The sequence below is a fragment of the Neobacillus rhizosphaerae genome (genome assembly GCF_050477885.1).
Taxonomy (GTDB): domain Bacteria; phylum Bacillota; class Bacilli; order Bacillales; family Cytobacillaceae; genus Neobacillus; species Neobacillus rhizosphaerae_A.
This window is the reverse complement of sequence record NZ_JBCNAC010000125.1, coordinates 1-17,638: the sequence shown is the minus strand read 5'-3', so window position 1 is coordinate 17,638 and position 17,638 is coordinate 1. Positions and strand designations below refer to the sequence as shown.

17 protein-coding genes are annotated in these 17,638 nt (G+C 36.8%); 13 read left to right on the top strand and 4 right to left on the bottom strand.

The features are described from left to right. Window positions 1–3: 3 nt before the first annotated feature. Entirely contained in the window at window positions 4–1,242 is a 1,239-nt protein-coding gene (locus ABES03_RS17750; RefSeq protein WP_430119084.1) for an MFS transporter, read from the bottom strand. Window positions 1,243–1,381: 139 nt separating this feature from the next. On the opposite strand from ABES03_RS17750, the gene ABES03_RS17745 reads away from it, so the two are divergent. The 3 genes from ABES03_RS17745 (at window position 1,382) to ABES03_RS17735 (ending at window position 4,715) form a co-directional block, all read left to right on the top strand. Further along, the gene (locus tag ABES03_RS17745) at window positions 1,382–2,371 is read left to right on the top strand and encodes a phosphotransferase enzyme family protein (protein WP_430119082.1); all 990 of its coding nucleotides are present in this window, start codon (window positions 1,382–1,384) and stop codon (window positions 2,369–2,371) included. Window positions 2,372–2,486: 115 nt separating this feature from the next. After that, window positions 2,487–2,927 (top strand): MarR family winged helix-turn-helix transcriptional regulator, encoded by a 441-nt coding sequence (locus tag ABES03_RS17740; RefSeq protein WP_309865452.1) that lies wholly within the window; start codon window positions 2,487–2,489, stop codon window positions 2,925–2,927. A gap of 93 nt (window positions 2,928–3,020) precedes the next feature. Continuing rightward, window positions 3,021–4,715 (top strand): M3 family oligoendopeptidase, encoded by a 1,695-nt coding sequence (locus tag ABES03_RS17735; protein ID WP_430119080.1) that lies wholly within the window; start codon window positions 3,021–3,023, stop codon window positions 4,713–4,715. Between the two features lie 44 nt (window positions 4,716–4,759). On the opposite strand, the gene ABES03_RS17730 is transcribed toward ABES03_RS17735, so the two are convergent. Beyond that, complete coding sequence (locus ABES03_RS17730; RefSeq protein WP_430119078.1) at window positions 4,760–6,910, bottom strand: AAA family ATPase; 2,151 nt, start codon at window positions 6,908–6,910, stop codon at window positions 4,760–4,762. 202 nt (window positions 6,911–7,112) lie between these two features. On the opposite strand from ABES03_RS17730, the gene ABES03_RS17725 reads away from it, so the two are divergent. Further along, window positions 7,113–8,162 (top strand): YkvI family membrane protein, encoded by a 1,050-nt coding sequence (locus ABES03_RS17725; protein ID WP_430119076.1) that lies wholly within the window; start codon window positions 7,113–7,115, stop codon window positions 8,160–8,162. A gap of 43 nt (window positions 8,163–8,205) precedes the next feature. Here the strand turns inward: ABES03_RS17725 and ABES03_RS17720 are convergent, their stop codons facing one another. Beyond that, complete coding sequence (locus ABES03_RS17720) at window positions 8,206–8,817, bottom strand: CPBP family intramembrane glutamic endopeptidase (protein ID WP_430119074.1); 612 nt, start codon at window positions 8,815–8,817, stop codon at window positions 8,206–8,208. Window positions 8,818–8,960: 143 nt separating this feature from the next. Here ABES03_RS17720 and ABES03_RS17715 point away from each other — a divergent pair, with 143 nt between their 5' ends. Then, on the top strand, window positions 8,961–9,083 hold the full coding sequence (locus tag ABES03_RS17715) for a DUF6254 family protein (RefSeq protein WP_430119072.1): 123 nt from the start codon (window positions 8,961–8,963) through the stop codon (window positions 9,081–9,083). Between the two features lie 118 nt (window positions 9,084–9,201). Here the strand turns inward: ABES03_RS17715 and ABES03_RS17710 are convergent, their stop codons facing one another. After that, the gene (locus tag ABES03_RS17710) at window positions 9,202–9,390 is read right to left on the bottom strand and encodes a YkvS family protein (protein ID WP_149869412.1); all 189 of its coding nucleotides are present in this window, start codon (window positions 9,388–9,390) and stop codon (window positions 9,202–9,204) included. A gap of 247 nt (window positions 9,391–9,637) precedes the next feature. Between ABES03_RS17710 and ABES03_RS17705 the strand changes: the two genes are divergently transcribed. The 8 genes from ABES03_RS17705 to ABES03_RS17670 all read left to right on the top strand — a co-directional run bounded on the left by ABES03_RS17705 (window position 9,638) and on the right by ABES03_RS17670 (window position 17,532). Beyond that, window positions 9,638–9,832, top strand: a complete 195-nt coding sequence (locus tag ABES03_RS17705; RefSeq protein WP_430119070.1) for a hypothetical protein — start codon at window positions 9,638–9,640, stop codon at window positions 9,830–9,832. A gap of 114 nt (window positions 9,833–9,946) precedes the next feature. Then, on the top strand, window positions 9,947–10,897 hold the full coding sequence (locus ABES03_RS17700; RefSeq protein ID WP_430119068.1) for an AAA family ATPase: 951 nt from the start codon (window positions 9,947–9,949) through the stop codon (window positions 10,895–10,897). After that, the gene (locus ABES03_RS17695) at window positions 10,894–12,090 is read left to right on the top strand and encodes a DUF58 domain-containing protein (RefSeq protein WP_430119066.1); all 1,197 of its coding nucleotides are present in this window, start codon (window positions 10,894–10,896) and stop codon (window positions 12,088–12,090) included. Before ABES03_RS17700 ends, ABES03_RS17695 begins: the two co-directional genes overlap by 4 nt. Then, the gene (locus ABES03_RS17690) at window positions 12,087–13,289 is read left to right on the top strand and encodes a hypothetical protein (RefSeq protein WP_430119064.1); all 1,203 of its coding nucleotides are present in this window, start codon (window positions 12,087–12,089) and stop codon (window positions 13,287–13,289) included. Before ABES03_RS17695 ends, ABES03_RS17690 begins: the two co-directional genes overlap by 4 nt. Before the next feature lie 30 nt (window positions 13,290–13,319). Further along, window positions 13,320–14,810, top strand: a complete 1,491-nt coding sequence (glpK, locus tag ABES03_RS17685; protein WP_430119062.1) for a glycerol kinase GlpK — start codon at window positions 13,320–13,322, stop codon at window positions 14,808–14,810. Window positions 14,811–15,159: 349 nt separating this feature from the next. Next, window positions 15,160–15,426: a phosphocarrier protein HPr gene (locus ABES03_RS17680; protein ID WP_430119060.1), complete on the top strand. Its 267-nt coding sequence runs from the start codon at window positions 15,160–15,162 to the stop codon at window positions 15,424–15,426. Next, window positions 15,426–17,138 carry a phosphoenolpyruvate--protein phosphotransferase gene (ptsP, locus tag ABES03_RS17675; RefSeq protein ID WP_430119058.1) on the top strand — a complete coding sequence of 571 codons (1,713 nt, stop codon included), beginning with the start codon at window positions 15,426–15,428 and terminating at the stop codon, window positions 17,136–17,138. The genes ABES03_RS17680 and ptsP overlap by 1 nt, the downstream gene beginning before the upstream one ends. A 247-nt stretch (window positions 17,139–17,385) precedes the next feature. After that, complete coding sequence (locus tag ABES03_RS17670; protein WP_430119056.1) at window positions 17,386–17,532, top strand: hypothetical protein; 147 nt, start codon at window positions 17,386–17,388, stop codon at window positions 17,530–17,532. Window positions 17,533–17,638 lie beyond the last annotated feature (106 nt).

Here is a 17,638-nt window from a genome sequence, read left to right as displayed (position 1 = left end):
TCCTTACTTTATTTGATTCCATTCCCACACTTTCTGATCAGATGGAAGTAAAAAGGCGATTAAACCGAGTAGTGGAAGTACCCCAAGCCATGTAATCATTGATTGTAAACCAATCCAGTCGGCAATGTATCCTAACCCCACTGAACCAATTGCCCCCATGCCAAATGCAAGTCCTACAGTTAAACCAGACATTGTCCCAATCTTTCCAGGAACTAATTCTTGTGCATAGACAACCGTCACAGAAAAACTAGTCATTAAAATAAATCCGGTAAAAATCAAAAAGATAAAGGCAATTGTTGGAGTTACATAAGGAATGAGAATCGAAAAAGGAACAGTTGCCAGCATGGAAAAGGATATAATCTGTTTCTTTCCAAAACGGTCAGAAAGCGGACCTCCAAAGAATGTACCGATTGCACCCGATACGAGAAAGACAAATAAGAAAAGCTGAGACTGTTTAATTGTAAGTCCATACTCTTTAATCGCATAAAATGTATAGAAATTGGTCATTCCTGATGTGTACCAAGTCCTAGCAAAGATTAGTAACAGGATAAAGACAATTGTATTTTTAACTTCTTTGGACAACCCGACTTTTTGATCCGTACTTGTTCTTTTACCTTTTGCTGTTTTAGGAGATTGGTTTAGTCTATGATTATACCAACCTGCAATATAAATCAATAAAACCACAGCAAGAGCAGCAACAATGGTAAACCAAGATGCGCCGATTTGACCCAGTGGAACTAAAATAAGTGCTGTAATAAGTGGGGCCAATGCCTGACCAGTATTTCCGCCGACTTGATAAATTGATTGAGCAAGACCTCGTCGATTCCCTGCAGCCATATAGGCAACCCTAGAGCCTTCAGGGTGAAACACGGCTGAACCGAGACCAATCAAGACAACAGCTAAGACAATCCAAGAAAAATTTGAAGCAAATCCTAATCCAAGTATTCCAACTAAAGTAAAAGTAAGTCCTATTGGCAAAGCATAAGGCATAGGCTTTTTGTCAGTTAAAACCCCGACTAGAGGCTGCATGACAGAGGAGACCATATTTAATGAAAAAGCAATGATCCCTAGCTGGGTGAAGCTTAATCCCATCGACTTCTCTAATATCGGAAACATAGCTGGTACAACAGCCTGAATCGCGTCATTTAATAAATGACATAGCCCGATGATAAAGAGAATTTTAAACATGGTAGACTCTGAGGCTTTTGGCGTTTTAACGGGTAAAGCAGCTTGCTGACTCATTGACATCCCTTCTTTGTAAAAAATGCAAATAGTTTTCTATCCATATCTTACTACCGATTGCCAAAAATAAGAAATATTTATTTCTACTTTCGGAATTTTTAAACTATAATGAAAGAATAATTGTTTCATAGGGGGATTTATGGAAAAGTCCGTTGAAGTATTGTTTACTCAAGAAGTTTTAAATCAATTTTTAACAAGGTTTGAATTAGAATCAAGAGTAAAGAAATTGGGAGACTTTGAAAATTATGTATTTGAAGTGTACCGCAATGGTCAACCATTTGTTTTGAGGATTACCCATAGTTCACACCGCTCTTTAGGTGAAATAGAAGCAGAGCTAGATTGGATGAACTATTTAAACGAAAATGGTGTAAATTGTCCAAAAGTATTTCTTTCTTCTAATGGACATTTAATAGAAAAATTTGAGGCTTTGGATGAGTCCTGCTTTTTTGCTTGTCTTTATACAAAGGCCGAAGGATTTCCGGTTAAGACCGACTCTGAGTATTTTAGTAACGAATTGTTCCATGCCTGGGGGAAGGTGACGGGACATATGCATGCAGTGACGAAGCATTATCAAGCGAAAAAAGGATTGAAAATGCGCCCTTTTTGGCATGAAGAAGAACTCATTGATGTTTCAGCATATTTTCCAGATGAACCGGAAATGATTAAGAACACAAGTGAGCTAATGAAGGAACTATGGGCACTTCCACAATCGACAGATAATTTCGGTTTAATCCATACGGATATCCATTCCGGTAATTTCTTTTATGATGGCAAGGAAGTACATGTGTTTGATTTTGATGATTGCAGCTACCATTGGTTTACATCAGATATTGCTATCCCACTTTATTATTCTATTTTTTATGGACTTCGGAATGCGAGTGAACAGGAAAAGACCGAATTTGCTCGGAATTTCCTTACATATTTTATTGAAGGATATAAAGAATTTAATACCCTACCGGAAAGTTGGGAGAAACATTTACCACTCTTTTTGAAGCTAAGAGATATTACTCTTTATTCTGTTTTTCAAAAGAAGATTGCCCCGGAAGACCGAGACGAACGATTAAATCAAATTATTATTGAAATACAGGAAAGAATTATCCAAAAAGAAACAATTGTAAAAACAAAGTGACGAGACCGGCTGGTGTCTCGTTTTTTTATTAGAAAATTGACATCAAACTAAAATTTTCTTATAATAATTTTGAAATCGAGATAATTTAGAAATACCCTATAAAGGATGAGTTTTTATGGAAAATGATTCAGTAGCAAAATCATTAAAGTTATTTATTGTCCTTTCACGAGCATATAAAGCAATTAATGAACATGTAAATAAAGTGATTCAAGCTAGTGGCTTAAATCCAACAGAATTTGCTGTTTTAGAGCTTCTTTATCATAAAGGTGACCAGCCAATGCAGCAAATTGGCGGAAAAATTTTGCTTGCCAGCGGAAGTATAACTTATGTGGTGGATAAGCTTGAACAAAAAGGGATGTTAAAAAGGATTGCCTGTCCAAAAGACCGCAGGGTCACTTATGCTCAAATTACTGAAGAGGGAAGAGCATTTATTCAAGGCATATTCCCCGAGCATGCCGAACAAATTGATCAACTTATGTCGAGTCTAACTGATTCGGAAAAGTCGGAAGCGATTGACCTATTAAAAAAATTAGGTATACCTGCAGGGAAATTTTAATACGGCCAAATGGTCGTATTTTTTTTGTAAAAGGAATATGATGGTAGAGTGTCGAAGAAATATATGCAGAAGACAAGATAAGGGGGATGTTTAATGAGCTTTGAAAACTATACATATGTACGCCCGAATTTAGAAGAAGCAACTGTTACATTCGATGCGTTACTGGAGCGTTTTAAAAGTGCAGTTTCAGTTGAGGAACAGAGTGAGGCTATGCATGAAATTAATGCGCTTAGAAATGACATTGGAACCATGTTCAACTTATGTTACATTCGTCATTCCATTGATACAAACGATGAGTTTTATAAGCAGGAACAAGACTATATGGATGAAATTCAGCCTGAGGTTGAAGGTCTAGCTACAAAGTATTATCAAGCATTGGTAGAATCAACATTTCGCCGAGAATTAGAGGAAAAGTGGGGCACGCAGCTTTTTGCTCTTGCAGAAGGTCAGCTTAAGACATTTAAGCCAGAGATTGTCCCATTACTTCAAAAGGAAAATCGCTTATCAACAGAATATACAAAGCTAATTGCATCAGCAAAGATTGATTTTGAAGGTGAAGAGAGGACTTTAACACAATTACAACCATTTACTGAGTCGACAGATAGAGATATGAGGAAACGGGCAAATGAGGCAAGGTTTGGGTTCTTAGCAGAACATCAGGCAGAGCTTGATCGAATTTTCGATGACCTTGTAAAAGTAAGAACAGAGATTGCTCAGAAGCTTGGATACAAAAACTTTGTAGAGTTAGCTTATTATCGAATGATGAGAACAGACTACAATGCAGAAATGGTAGCGAATTTCCGTCAGCAGGTGAAGGATTTTATTGTTCCAATAGCTACAAAACTAAAAGCTCGTCAACAAGAGAGAATTGGTCTTGATCAATTGAAATATTATGATGAGGGATTTATTTTTAAAACAGGAAATGCTGTTCCAAAAGGCAGTCCTGAATGGATTATTGAAAACGGACAGAAAATGTACGAAGAACTTTCAGAGGAAACTGGAGCGTTTTTCCGTTTTATGCAAGACAATAACCTTATGGATTTAGTCGCTAAAAAAGGAAAAGCTGCTGGTGGTTATTGTACATTTATTGAAAACAATAAAGCTCCATTTATTTTTTCCAATTTCAATGGAACATCTGGCGATATCGATGTATTAACTCACGAAGCTGGGCATGCTTTCCAAGTGTATTCTAGCCGTCACTTTGAAATTCCTGAATACTATTGGCCAACTTATGAAGCATGTGAAATCCATTCCATGAGTATGGAATTCTTTACATGGCCGTGGATGGAGCTATTCTTCAAGGAAGATACAGATAAATATAAGTTCTCCCATTTAAGCGAAGCCCTATTATTCCTTCCATATGGTGTATCTGTTGATGAATTCCAGCATTGGGTATATGAAAATCCAACTGCAACACCGCAGGAACGTAATCTTCAGTGGCGTGAGATTGAGAAAAAATACTTACCTCATAAGGATTATGACGGGAATGAATACCTAGAAAACGGGGGCTTCTGGCAACGTCAAAGTCATATATACAATTCTCCATTCTATTATATTGATTACACTCTTGCTCAAATTTGTGCTTTCCAATTTTGGAAACGCTCAAGAGAGAACCAAGAAGAGGCTTGGAATGATTATGTGAATCTATGTAAGCTTGGTGGAAGTATGTCATTTACCAAGTTAGTGGAAGCAGCGAACCTCATTTCTCCATTTGAAAACGGTTGTGTGGAATCTGTAGTTGGTGAGATTGAGAATTGGCTCAATTCTATTGAGGATAAAAAACTATAAGAAATGTATGAAAGAGGTTGACTGAGTCAACCTCTTTCACCTTTTTATTGAACTGGAATCATTTCAGAAACGACTTTTAATTGGCCATCTTCTAAAATGGCTTGTAACTTATTAGCATCTGGCTGCTCAAGGATAAAGTCCGCAATGGTATCTTCTAGTTGTTCCTGAATGACCCTGCGGAGTGGGCGTGCACCGAAAGCAGGATGGTAACCAAGCTCAGCTAACTTTTCTTTGGCTTCTGGCGTAATGTGTAGCTCAATATTTTGTTCAGCTAATGTTTCTTGTAGTTCAATCATCATTAAATCAACAATATATAAGATGTTTTCTTTATCCAGTGCGTTAAATTCAATGATACTATCAAAGCGATTCAAAAATTCTGGTTTAAAGAAACTGCCTAGTGAGTCAAGAATCGTAGCTTCTTCGACAGCTTCATTTGTACTAAAGCCGACATGAACTGATTTATGACTGACACCCGCATTACTTGTCATGATGATGACTGTATCTTTAAAGCTAACAATTCTTCCCTGACTATCTGTAAGACGGCCATCTTCAAGAATTTGCAGGAACATATGTTGAACATCAGGATGTGCCTTTTCAATTTCATCTAACAAAATAATACTGTAAGGATTTCTGCGTACTTTTTCGGTAAGCTGTCCTGCTTCGTCATGACCCACATAACCAGGAGGTGAACCAATCAATTTTGATACACTGTGCTTTTCCATATATTCACTCATATCCAGACGAATCATGGCATCTTTTGTACCGAATAGCTCTTCAGCAAGTGTTTTAGATAGTTCCGTTTTTCCGACACCCGTAGGACCGACGAATAGAAAAGATCCAATCGGGCGATTCTTTGACTTTAAGCCAGCGCGACTGCGTCTAATCGCTTTTGCTACTTTTTTAACAGCCTTTTCCTGCCCAATGACTTTATGATTTAAATTTGTTTCCAAATCCTTTATTTTAAACTGTTCTTCTTCCTGCAATTTTCCGACTGGAATCCCTGTTTTTTGTTCAATAATTTCTTGAATATGTGAAACTTGAACAACAGGTCTTTCAGCGCTTGTATCCTTATTTAATGACTTCTCAAGCTGTAATTCTTCGTCACGAAGTTTAGCTGCAGCTTCATATTGTTCCTTTTTAAGGGCTGCTTGTTTTGCACCTGCAATCTCTTTTAAGCGGGCCTCAATTTGTTCAGTACTTCTATAATCAGAGATTAAATTTAATTTTGAACCAGCTTCATCAAGTAAATCGATGGCCTTATCAGGTAAGAAGCGGTCTTGGATATAGCGCTGTGACAATTGGACACATGCATGGATGGCTTCATCAGAATAAACCACTTCATGATAATCCTCGTACTTCTTTTGAATTCCTTTTAAAATTTCTATAGCAGCTACCGCTGTTGGTTCAAGAACGTGAACTGGCTGAAAGCGGCGTTCTAGGGCTGAATCCTTTTCAATCTGACGATATTCCTTGAGGGTTGTTGCCCCCACTACTTGTAATTCCCCACGTGCTAATGCAGGTTTTAAAATATTTCCAGCATCCATTGATCCTTCTGCAGAACCTGCACCAACAAGCAAATGAATTTCATCGATAAAAAGAATAATATTTTTACGTTCTTGTAACTCTGTAATTAATTTTTTCATTCGTTCTTCAAACTGTCCACGAATTCCAGTATTAGAAACGAGGGAGGCAACATCTAGTAAATAGACCTCTTTATTCCTCAGTTTTCCTGGTACATCTCCATCTGCAATCTTAATGGCAAGACCTTCCGCAATAGCTGTCTTACCGACACCAGGTTCACCAATTAATACTGGGTTGTTTTTGTTTCTTCTGTTGAGAATTTCAATGACACGTTTCACTTCATCATCTCGACCGATGACGGGGTCAATAAGACCTGCTTTCGCCATGTTACTTAGATTACGACCGAATTGATCGATAAATCCACCATGAGAGGCCTTTTGTTGAGTTATATATGGTTCATGTATTTGATCATCCTGTGGTACGTGGTTACTCATAAACAGATTTTCAAAAGGAAAGCTAGGGAACGAGTTCATATGTGAACCCAAACTAGAACCCAAGGTTTGCTTTTCCTTCAAATAGCATTCCTGACAGAGTTTTATTTCCTTACGTTGGCCATTGATATTCATATTTAACTGTACATTTGCATGGTTTACATTACATTTTTGACAATACATAAGCAAATAACCTCCTAATAATATATATAAGGTGTTTAACATCAGATTTTGACTTTGACTATCTTTGACTTTATGACCATAGTATACTCTGACCTTTTTTGACTTTCAAGAGATTTGATTATTGAAATGGTTACCAATTAAGGAAAAAAGCTCGTCTTTGTTTGTCCCTTCACTCATATATTGATGATAAGGGGGAGATGATGTGAGGAAGAATTGGCCAGCAGCCTTTCAAATTGCGGCAGTCTATGTTGGAACAGTGATTGGAGCAGGGTTCGCCACAGGAAAGGAAATCGTTGAGTTTTTTTCACGGTTTGGATTCTTTGGCTTTATTAGTATATTGATGAGCGGGTATCTCTTTATTGTATTAGGGTCTAAGCTTATGAGAATTGCTGCACAAATAAACGCAAAATCATATCAAGAGTTTAATGAGTACTTGTTTGGCAAATGGCCGGGTAGGGTTATTAACATATTTATGCTTTTTATGCTTCTAGGAGTAAGCGCAGTAATGCTTGCAGGAGCAGGTGCTGTTTTTGAAGAGCAGCTAGGTCTTACTAAAAACCTGGGAGTGTTTCTAACAATCGCATTATCCATTATTGTTATGTTAATTGGAACTAAGGGACTTTTTGCAGTGAATAGTTTTGTGGTTCCGCTGATGATTTGTTTTAGTCTCATATTGATGTCTTATTCCATTCAAATGCCCAATTTTTTAAATAAATTGTTATTTATACCCCATGCAGAAGATGGATGGAAAAGTGTCGTGGCACCGTTTTCCTATACAGCCTTGAATCTTGGCTTAGCTCAGGCAGTTCTAGTACCGATTGCATCAGAAATAAAAGATGATTGGACAATTAAATGGGGGGGAATTCTCGGGGGAATGGCCTTAACTCTTATCTTAATTGCCAGTCATTCAACATTAATTATGCTTCCAAATCTTGAACTATATGAAATTCCAATGGCCATTATTATGAAAAATTTAGCACCATTTCTTTATGGCGTTTTTGTCCTTGTCATTTACGGAGAGATTTTCACTTCCGTGATTGGGAATGTTTTCGGCCTTGATCGGCAGCTGAAACAATATATGGCCATCCCAACAATGGTATCGGTTTCGTCTATTTTTGTCGTTTCCTATCTTATCAGCCTTGTGAATTATGGGACCCTTTTATCATATTTATATCCTTTATTTGGGTATATTTGTATGACCTTTTTTGTTTTACTTTGGATGAAACCTTTTAAACCAACTGAAAAAAGTTAAAGAGGCTGACTTCAGAGTCAGCCTCTACTTTCTGCAATTAACATTATTTAAGCGGTAAAATAATAAAAATCATGATGTCAAAGACAAGATGTGAAACAATGATAAGCGGCATGCTTTTTTTCCAGTAATAGAGGAATCCCCAGGTGAGACCTGATAGAAAAGCAGCTAAAACTAACAAAAAAGAACCAGAATAGATGTGTACTGAAGCGTAGAGTAATGCAGCTATTACAATACTTACCAATGGACGGAAATATTTCATTAAATTTTTCTGAATAAATCCACGCCAGAAAAGCTCTTCCCCAGGTGCTGCAACCAATATTAATGCAATATACTGCCAAAATAACGAAGGTGCATACAACTTGTACAATTTATTTAGGCTATTTTCAATTGGAAGGTGAAGCAACTCCATTGTTTGAATGCCTAGCCAAAATACAAAATAGAGTACGAATCCACTTAAAGCGCCTAAAAAGAAATACTTTATAAACGGGACTTCATCGTCTACTTCACCTTGGAGAGTAGCATAGGCAATTAACACGAGTAAGGAGCCAGAAAATATATACCAAAAAATAGCTTTATCATGAAATGAAAAGTTGATGAGGATATGGGCAACAAGTAACCCGACAATAAGCCGTATGTCTAGGTTGTGTTTTTTCATTAGTGGCATCTCCTTTAAGAGTCAATAAAAGTTATTGTAGCAAAAATGGTTTTCAAAGGAAATGTTTACATGAATGAATTCACAAAAATGACTGATAAGAAGAGGGAAAAAAGAAAAAAATAATCTAGAAAGGAGTGATAGGGATGAGCAAATCAAAAAGTGAACAAGAGCGGGAATGGACAGTTAGAAAACAGGATCAAAACCCCCATGGGAAAGTAAAGTCATTTAAAAACCTTGCGACTGAAGCAGGGAAGGGAAAAGAATAAGGGATTAATTTAAAGCCTTATGTTGATTTGGCACACCTGTTGATTGGAGCGGAAATCAACAGAGCCATGAAAAAAAGAAAAGGCAGGATAATCTGCCTTTTCTTACGAATTTTTTCCATTAATAAGCGCTTTCTTTTACTACCTTATAGTTTTTATGGTTGACAACCGTTCGTTGATCTAATTCTAAATCACGATAGTTATCCATATATGTTAGGTCGACTATTACAGAATTTTCATTTACCTTTTCAACAATCCCTTGCAAACCACCACGGAATTCTATGATATTCCCAACTTCTGCTTTTTTCATTTAGTCTCTCTCCTTTACTACAAAACTATAATAAAACCAGTTAAATACCAGTTTGCACTACTTTTCGGAATTCGTAAAGCCTTTTATTTGACAATTTGGTTAATTATCACGGAATATTTCAGGTATATGTGAAGAAAATAGTAAAAAGAATAGAAAACGCTACCATAAGTAGAATAGAAGAAAGCGATATTTGACTTTTAGAAATGAATATACGATAAAATAAATATAAATAAGGTGGTGCTATGAAATGAACGAAGAGTATGTAACCGACATTCTAAATAGACTTATGACAGGTGAACTATCAGAGTATTACGTGAAGAACGAGGATTTTATGGAATTTCGGAAGGTTCTTGTAAAGAGAGAAGATTTCAAACATTTCCGTGGAATTGGTCAGCGAGGGGGAGATGTACTATACCAGTACCTTAAAGAACCAAGAAGTTAATAGTAGCCAAAACCGCTTTATTAGGCGGTTTTTTGTTTATATTTGGAAAAATTGAAAAATTTGTTAAAATATATAAGACTACAAAAATATATACACGTCTAAGGGGATGAGAGAGTGGTTCTTACAGAAAAAATTACGGAATTAAAACGGGAAATTGGTAAGGTGATTGTCGGAAAGGATACAGAAGTAGAATTAATGGCAATTTCTTTATTATTTAATGGACATATATTACTTGAAAGTGTTCCTGGGACCGGGAAAACTATGCTCGCTAAAAGCTTTGCAACTGCAATTGGAGGGGAATTTTCGCGCATTCAATTTACCCCAGATGTCCTTCCAAGTGATGTTACGGGGATCCAGTTTTTTAATCCAAAGCGGCAGGAATTTGAATTACGTCCAGGACCAATTATGGCCAACATCGTTTTAGCTGATGAAATTAACAGGGCCACACCGAGAACACAGTCCAGTTTATTAGAAGTAATGGAAGAACGACAGGTAACAATTGATGGAGAAACGGTTAGATTAAACGAACCCTTCATGGTAATTGCCACACAGAATCCCGTTGAATCACAGCAAGGGACCTTTTCACTGCCTGTTGCACAGATGGACCGATTTTTTATTAAAATTAATGTAGATTATCCGATGTATGAGGATGAAAAGAGAATCATGCAAATTCATCGTGGGGATAAAAAAATGAGCACTATTGGTCGAGTATTTACTACGCAAGAAATAGAACAATTAAAGGGAGCCATCAACGACATTTACATTTCAGATGAGATGGAGGATTATCTGTTGACTGTAGTAAGGAAGACGCGGGAGCATAACAGTATTGAATTAGGTGTGAGCCCAAGAGGAACGTTGGCATTAATGAAAGCATCGCAAGGAAAAGCATTTTTGAATGGTCGTACATATGTTATCCCCGATGATGTAAAAACAGTAGCTCCGTTTGTTCTAGGACATAGAATCTTTTTATCAATTGAGAGTTCCTTAACTAAAACTCCTGAATCAATTATTGAAGAAATCATACGCTCAGTACCTGTACCAGTCGAATTGGGGATAAATGAATGACTTGGAGTAAAGATTCGGTAGAAGACCGAAAGATTCCGGGTATTAGTATTTTTGCCATACTCCTTATCTTTGTCAGCTTGTATATGGAGTCAAAATTAGTGCTTTTCTTAGCTATGTTTTTTCTAATCATTGTTGTTGCTAATAATTATTATCTAAAAAAAGCAGGTGATAAGCTTTACTTAGATAATATTTATGAAAAAAACCATTTTTTTGTCGAGGATAATGGACGATGGTCATTCATTTTTAGGAATGAGGGGCTCCCCATCTTAAAAGGTGAATTAAGAGTTTACTTTGATCATTTTGTGGTTCCAGAGGGTGAAGAAGTGGAATCAAATTCGTCCATGTATGATATTTCAATCCCGTTTTCTATTTTTAGTAAACAAACAAAACAGGTAGTCATTCCTTTCGAAGCTAGGAGAAGGGGAATTGCTAGAATTCGTAAGCTTGAATTTCATGTACCAAGTCTTTTTGGATTCGGAGAAATCATTTTGGAATCGAAAACGTTTTTAAAGCAACAAGCCGTAGTCTATCCCCAACCTATTCCAGTAAAAGGGCTAATAGAGAAATTGTCTGTTCTACAAGGTGTAAACGCGGTTCCTTATTCAGTTTATGAAGATCGCCTTGGTCCTTTAGGAACAAGGGATTATATATCTTCGGATAGCTTTAATCGAATCAATTGGAAAGCTAGTGCAAAAAAACAAACGCTGCAAACAAAAGTTTTTGAAAAAATTTCCGAAAAGGGTTGGACTATTGCATTAAACGTATCGAATGGCCATTCCATTACTAGTCAAATCGAGAAATTGATTAGTGGAATTACTGAGATTGCTTATTATGCATGTAACAAACAGATTCCTTATTCCTTATGTATTAATGTACGGACGGCAGGGAGTACTCCTTTTCTATTTCTTCCAAAAGGAGAAGGAAAAGAACAACTCCAAAAGGCATTAGAAACACTGGCCTCCATTAGTACTCAAAATACAAGTATTCCATATGAATATATGCTTTCTTTTTATAATAGACATCTAACGTCACAACCCTTTTTTATCCATACAGGTATCAGGACAGAAGAAGATAATCGGATACTCTTAAGGGTTGGACAAAGAGGGGCTAAGTTGCTTGAGCTTACTATTGAACAGGAGCATGGTGTTCTAAGTGAATTAGACATTCAAAATGATAGAAGGGTACGCTTATGATGAAACGTGTCGCTTCCATAACCTATCGATTTGTCTTGGAATGTAATGTAGGGATTCTTTTCCTTTTCTTATTTTATATAAATAAAAAAGAAATCCCGCCTATTTCCTTTTTGTTGCTTACTTGTATAGGTGGTATGATTTTTTTAGCAACCCTTCTTGTAAAAATACGTGAGAAGGGAAAATGGGTTTATATTGTAACGATTTTCCCATTGCTGTTATATATTTATCACCAAGCTGAGCTTTCTTTATTTTTTGGATTAATTATTGGATTATTTATATTTTGGCGGGGAATTTCATTGTATGACGATGGATCGCTACAATCTGAAGCGGTTATATTACTGTTATCTTTTATGGTTGGTTTGGTTGCAATCATCTATTCCGCGCTGAGTCACTATCCATTTCAAGACGCAGTGATTTATCTACTAATATCTCAAATAATACTAGCCCTATTGGGCAGTTTTTATGGTAAATGGTATTCTATTCAAGTAGACAAAACTAAATTTGCTGTTTATTTTATGAAAATCCTTGCTGTATTTTCTATTATTGGAATAGGACTTACATTTTTACTGAAATATGTTCAACTCGCTTTTTTCAGCATCTTACATGTGATTGTCATGATTTTTAGTATTCTAATTGCTAAACCACTCTTAAGTGGCCTTGAATACATTATCAGTCTTTTTGGGCATGAGGAATTTGTGGCAAAACCTTTGGAAAGTGATATGGAGTATGAAGCGGGCAAATATCAAGATCAATCCTTCTCAATGGATTTCTTACTCCTAATTCTTATTGTGGTAGTTGTAGGGATTATTGGGTACTTAATCTATAAGAAAAGGCTAAAGCAACAGGCGATAGAAAGTAACTCTACCCCACGGATAGAGATTTTCGATGCTTTCTTTAGTACAAACTCGATGGTGGGATTACGAAAAAAAGGTACACCACCGGAGGAGTATATTAGAAGGGAAATTTATAATCTCGAGAAATACGCCCATAAATTAAAATTAGGTCGTCATTCGTCTGAATCGATTGAAGAATGGTGGAATAGAATTGGGCTAGTGGGAGTAGAAGAAATAATAGGCATCTATGAAAAGGTACGTTATGGTGATGTCCAGTCCTCTTATGAAGAACAGTCGTATATTAAGACAGAAATTCATCAGTTAAAGCAGCAATTAAAAGAAATTCATAAAAAGGGAAAAAACTAAACCTTCGGGAGAGCATAGGGAGGGGTTTGATTGGACCAATTTATTTTATCCCTTGACCAAGGGACAACTAGTTCGAGAGCAATTCTTTTTAATAAACAAGGTGAAATCATCCATACAGCGCAAAAGGAATTTACTCAGTATTTTCCACAACCAGGATGGGTGGAACATAGTCCTAACGAGATTTGGGGTTCCATTCTCTCGGTTATTGCGGGTGTTCTATCTGAATCGGGAATTAAAGCCGATCAAATTGCCGGTATTGGGATAACTAACCAGCGTGAAACCACTGTGGTGTGGGATAAAGAAACAGGTGATCCAATTTACAATGCGATTGTTTGGCAGTCAAGACAGACGAGCGGGATTTGTGATGAATTAAGAGAAAAAGGCTACAACCAATTATTTCGTGAAAAAACGGGTTTGCTAATTGATGCTTATTTCTCAGGTACAAAGGTAAAGTGGATTCTAGACAATGTAAAGGATGCCCGTAAAAAAGCGAATGATGGAAAATTACTATTTGGAACCATTGATACATGGTTAATTTGGAAGCTTTCCGGTGGACGAACGCATGTTACGGATTATTCTAATGCTTCCCGTACGCTAATGTTTAATATTTTTGAACTAAAATGGGACGAAGAACTATTAGATATATTAGGTGTACCTAAAACCATGCTGCCAGAGGTCCGACCATCATCAGAAGTATACGCAAATGCAGTTGATTATCATTTCTTCGGGAAAGAAATCCCCATTGCTGGCGTTGCTGGAGATCAACAAGCTGCTCTCTTCGGGCAGGCATGTTTTGAAAAAGGAATGGCTAAAAATACCTACGGTACCGGTTGCTTTATGCTAATGAATACTGGGGAGAAAGCTGTTCAATCAGAACATGGATTACTAACAACTATTGCTTGGGGGTTAAATGGGAAAGTTCACTACGCTCTTGAAGGCAGTATCTTTGTTGCTGGGTCAGCTATACAATGGCTTCGGGATGGGTTAAGAATATTGAAGAACGCAAAGGATAGCGAGGATTATGCAGCAAAGGTAGATTCAACGGCAGGCGTATATGTTGTTCCAGCATTTGTTGGCCTGGGGACTCCTTACTGGGATAGTGATGTTCGGGGAGCCGTTTTTGGATTAACAAGAGGAACGACGAAAGAGCATTTTGTCCGGGCCACACTAGAATCCTTAGCCTATCAGACTAAAGACGTTTTATCTGCTATGGAAGCTGATTCGCGTATTGAATTAAAAACGCTTCGTGTGGATGGTGGAGCAGTTAAAAATAACTTTTTAATGTCTTTCCAAAGTGACATCTTAAATGTTCCTGTTGAACGGCCTATCATCAATGAAACTACCGCACTTGGAGCAGCCTATTTAGCAGGGCTTGCAGTTGGTTATTGGGATAATCAAGAGGAGATTTCAAAGCAATGGGCTATTGAACACCAATTTAATCCTAAAATGACAGATGAAAATCGCAAGACTTTATATGAAGGCTGGAAGAAGGCAGTTAACGCGGCTATGGTCTTTAAATAAATGGAATCCATAAAAAGTTGTCTTAAAAGGCAACTTTTTGTGCTGTTTTAATTATAGTGATTTGATGGTTTTCGACAGTTTTTGACAGTTTTGTGAACAATAATGTTTTTTGAGTTTTTCAGTTGTTTACTATGAATTAAAATGATATTCTAGCACTTGTATACAAATAAACATCATGACTAGGTTAAAATCAATACATGAATGGTTCGTTTTTTGGAAAAATTAAGCGGAAAAGGATTGATATTAATTCTTTAGTCTTTTATTGATTTAGTTGACTAAATAAGAAGAAATGTTTATTTTTATTAAGTCAGAATAAATACACTTACTTATTAAAGGAGTTTGATTAAGCATGGCAGAAAAGCAATTTAAAGTAATCGCAGAAACAGGAATTCACGCAAGACCAGCAACTTTATTAGTGCAAACAGCTAGCAGATTCGATTCTGAAATCACATTAGAATATAAAGGCAAAAAAGTTAACTTGAAATCTATTATGGGTGTTATGTCTCTAGGTGTGGGCCAAGGAGCTGACATTGTGATTTCTGCTGAAGGCAACGATGCAGACGAGGCATTAAACAGCTTAGGTGAAACCTTGAAAAAAGAAGGTTTGGCAGAATAATGACGTTTTTAAATGGAATTGCTGCATCAAACGGTATTGCTATTGCGAAGGCATACCGTCTGGTTGAGCCAGATTTATCTTTCGAAAAAGTAACAGTTGAAGATTCTGCTGCAGAAGTAGAGCGTTTCCGTCAAGCTATGGCGCAATCAAAAAGTGAATTAGAAGCTATTCGTGATCGCGCTAAAATTGACCTTGGTGCAGATAAAGCAGCTATCTTCGAAGCACATCTTCTTGTATTAAGTGATCCAGAGTTAAATTCACCTATTGAAGATAAAATAAAGTCTGAAAATGTGAACGCTGAGACTGCTCTTAAGGAAACAGCAGATATGTTCATTATGATGTTTGAACAAATGGATAATGAATATATGAAAGAACGTGCAGCAGATATTCGTGATGTAACGAAACGTGTTCTATCACATTTATTAGGTGTTCATATTGTCAACCCAAGCATGATTGCTGAGGAAGTAATCATTGTTGCTGAAGACTTAACTCCATCAGATACAGCTCAATTAAATAGGCAGTTTGTAAAAGGTTTTACAACAAATATTGGTGGACGTACCTCTCATTCAGCTATTATGGCTCGTTCAATGGAAATTCCTGCAGTTGTCGGTACAAAGACTGCCACAGAGGAAATTAACAATGGGGACTTAGTTGTTGTAGACGGCTTAAAGGGTGAAGTTCACATTAACCCAACACCAGAACTTGTTGAACAATACCGTAAGACACATGAAGAATATGAGGTACAAAAGGCAGAATGGGCGAAGCTTGTAAATGAACCTACTGTTTCTGCTGATGACCATCATGTGGAGTTGGCTGCCAACATCGGAACTCCTAAAGATTTAAAGGGAGTAAAAGAAAATGGTGGTGAAGGGGTAGGCCTTTACAGAACAGAATTCCTATACATGGGTAGAGACCAACTTCCAACAGAAGAAGAGCAATTTGAAGCTTATAAGGCAGTATTAGAAGGAATGAGTGGAAAACCTGTTGTTGTAAGGACGCTTGATATCGGGGGAGATAAAGAACTTCCATATCTTGAACTGCCTAAGGAATTAAACCCATTCTTAGGTTTTCGTGCAATCCGTTTATGTCTTGAAGAGCAAGATATTTTCCGTACCCAGCTTCGTGCATTATTACGTGCTAGCAGCTATGGTAATTTAAAAATTATGTTCCCTATGATTGCAACCTTAGATGAATTCAGAGAAGCTAAAGCGATTCTTGAAGAGGAAAAGCAAAAGCTTATTTCAGAAAATCAGAAAGTTGCAGAACATATTGAATTAGGAATTATGGTTGAGATCCCTTCTACTGCTGTTTTAGCTGATCAATTTGCTAAAGAAGTGGACTTCTTCAGTATTGGAACCAATGATTTGATTCAATACACAATGGCAGCAGACCGTATGAACCAACGTGTGTCTTATCTCTATCAGCCATACAGCCCATCTATTTTAAGATTGGTAAAAATGGTAATCGATGCTGCGCATGCGGAAGGTAAATGGGCAGGTATGTGCGGAGAAATGGCTGGGGACGAAACAGCTATTCCTGTTCTTTTAGGATTAGGACTTGACGAATTCTCTATGAGTGCAACATCCATACTAAAGGCTCGTTCTTTAATTCGGAACTTAAAAAAGTCTGACATGGAGAAACTAGCTCAAGAAGTTCTCAACATGCAAACAACTAACCAAGTAATTGAAGCAGTAAATGCTGCTATTAAGTAAAATAAGAGTTTTGGAAGAGGCTGACTTTAAGTCAGTCTCTTTTTTATATATACATGCTGAAATAATATTATTTTTTCAAAAATTATGTCTTTTGTGTGACAAACAGAGTATAATAATAGATAGAAAGACCTGTATTACTGTTAATTTTATCTAATTTTTTTAGGTATTATGAGATAGTGAAATAAGCGGTAAATGGGTACAAATATACATATGATAACTGTAAGAGTCAGTGGAGGTGAAAGGGAAAATGGAACAAAAGCCTGTACATTATGATGGAAGTTCTCAACTTGGCCAAGCAACAAACGAGGCAGTAGTAACTGAACCATTCCAAATGACTGATGAAATGAGAATAAACATCGGTCGTAATCCTTACACACTTGATACAAATGAATAATGTACTTTGCTGGGGTTTGTCACATGACAAATCCCTTTTTATTTTTGGCTGTGTTAATAACAGTGTTGATTATTGGAGCGGAAGGCACGAAGACTCCTGTGGGAGT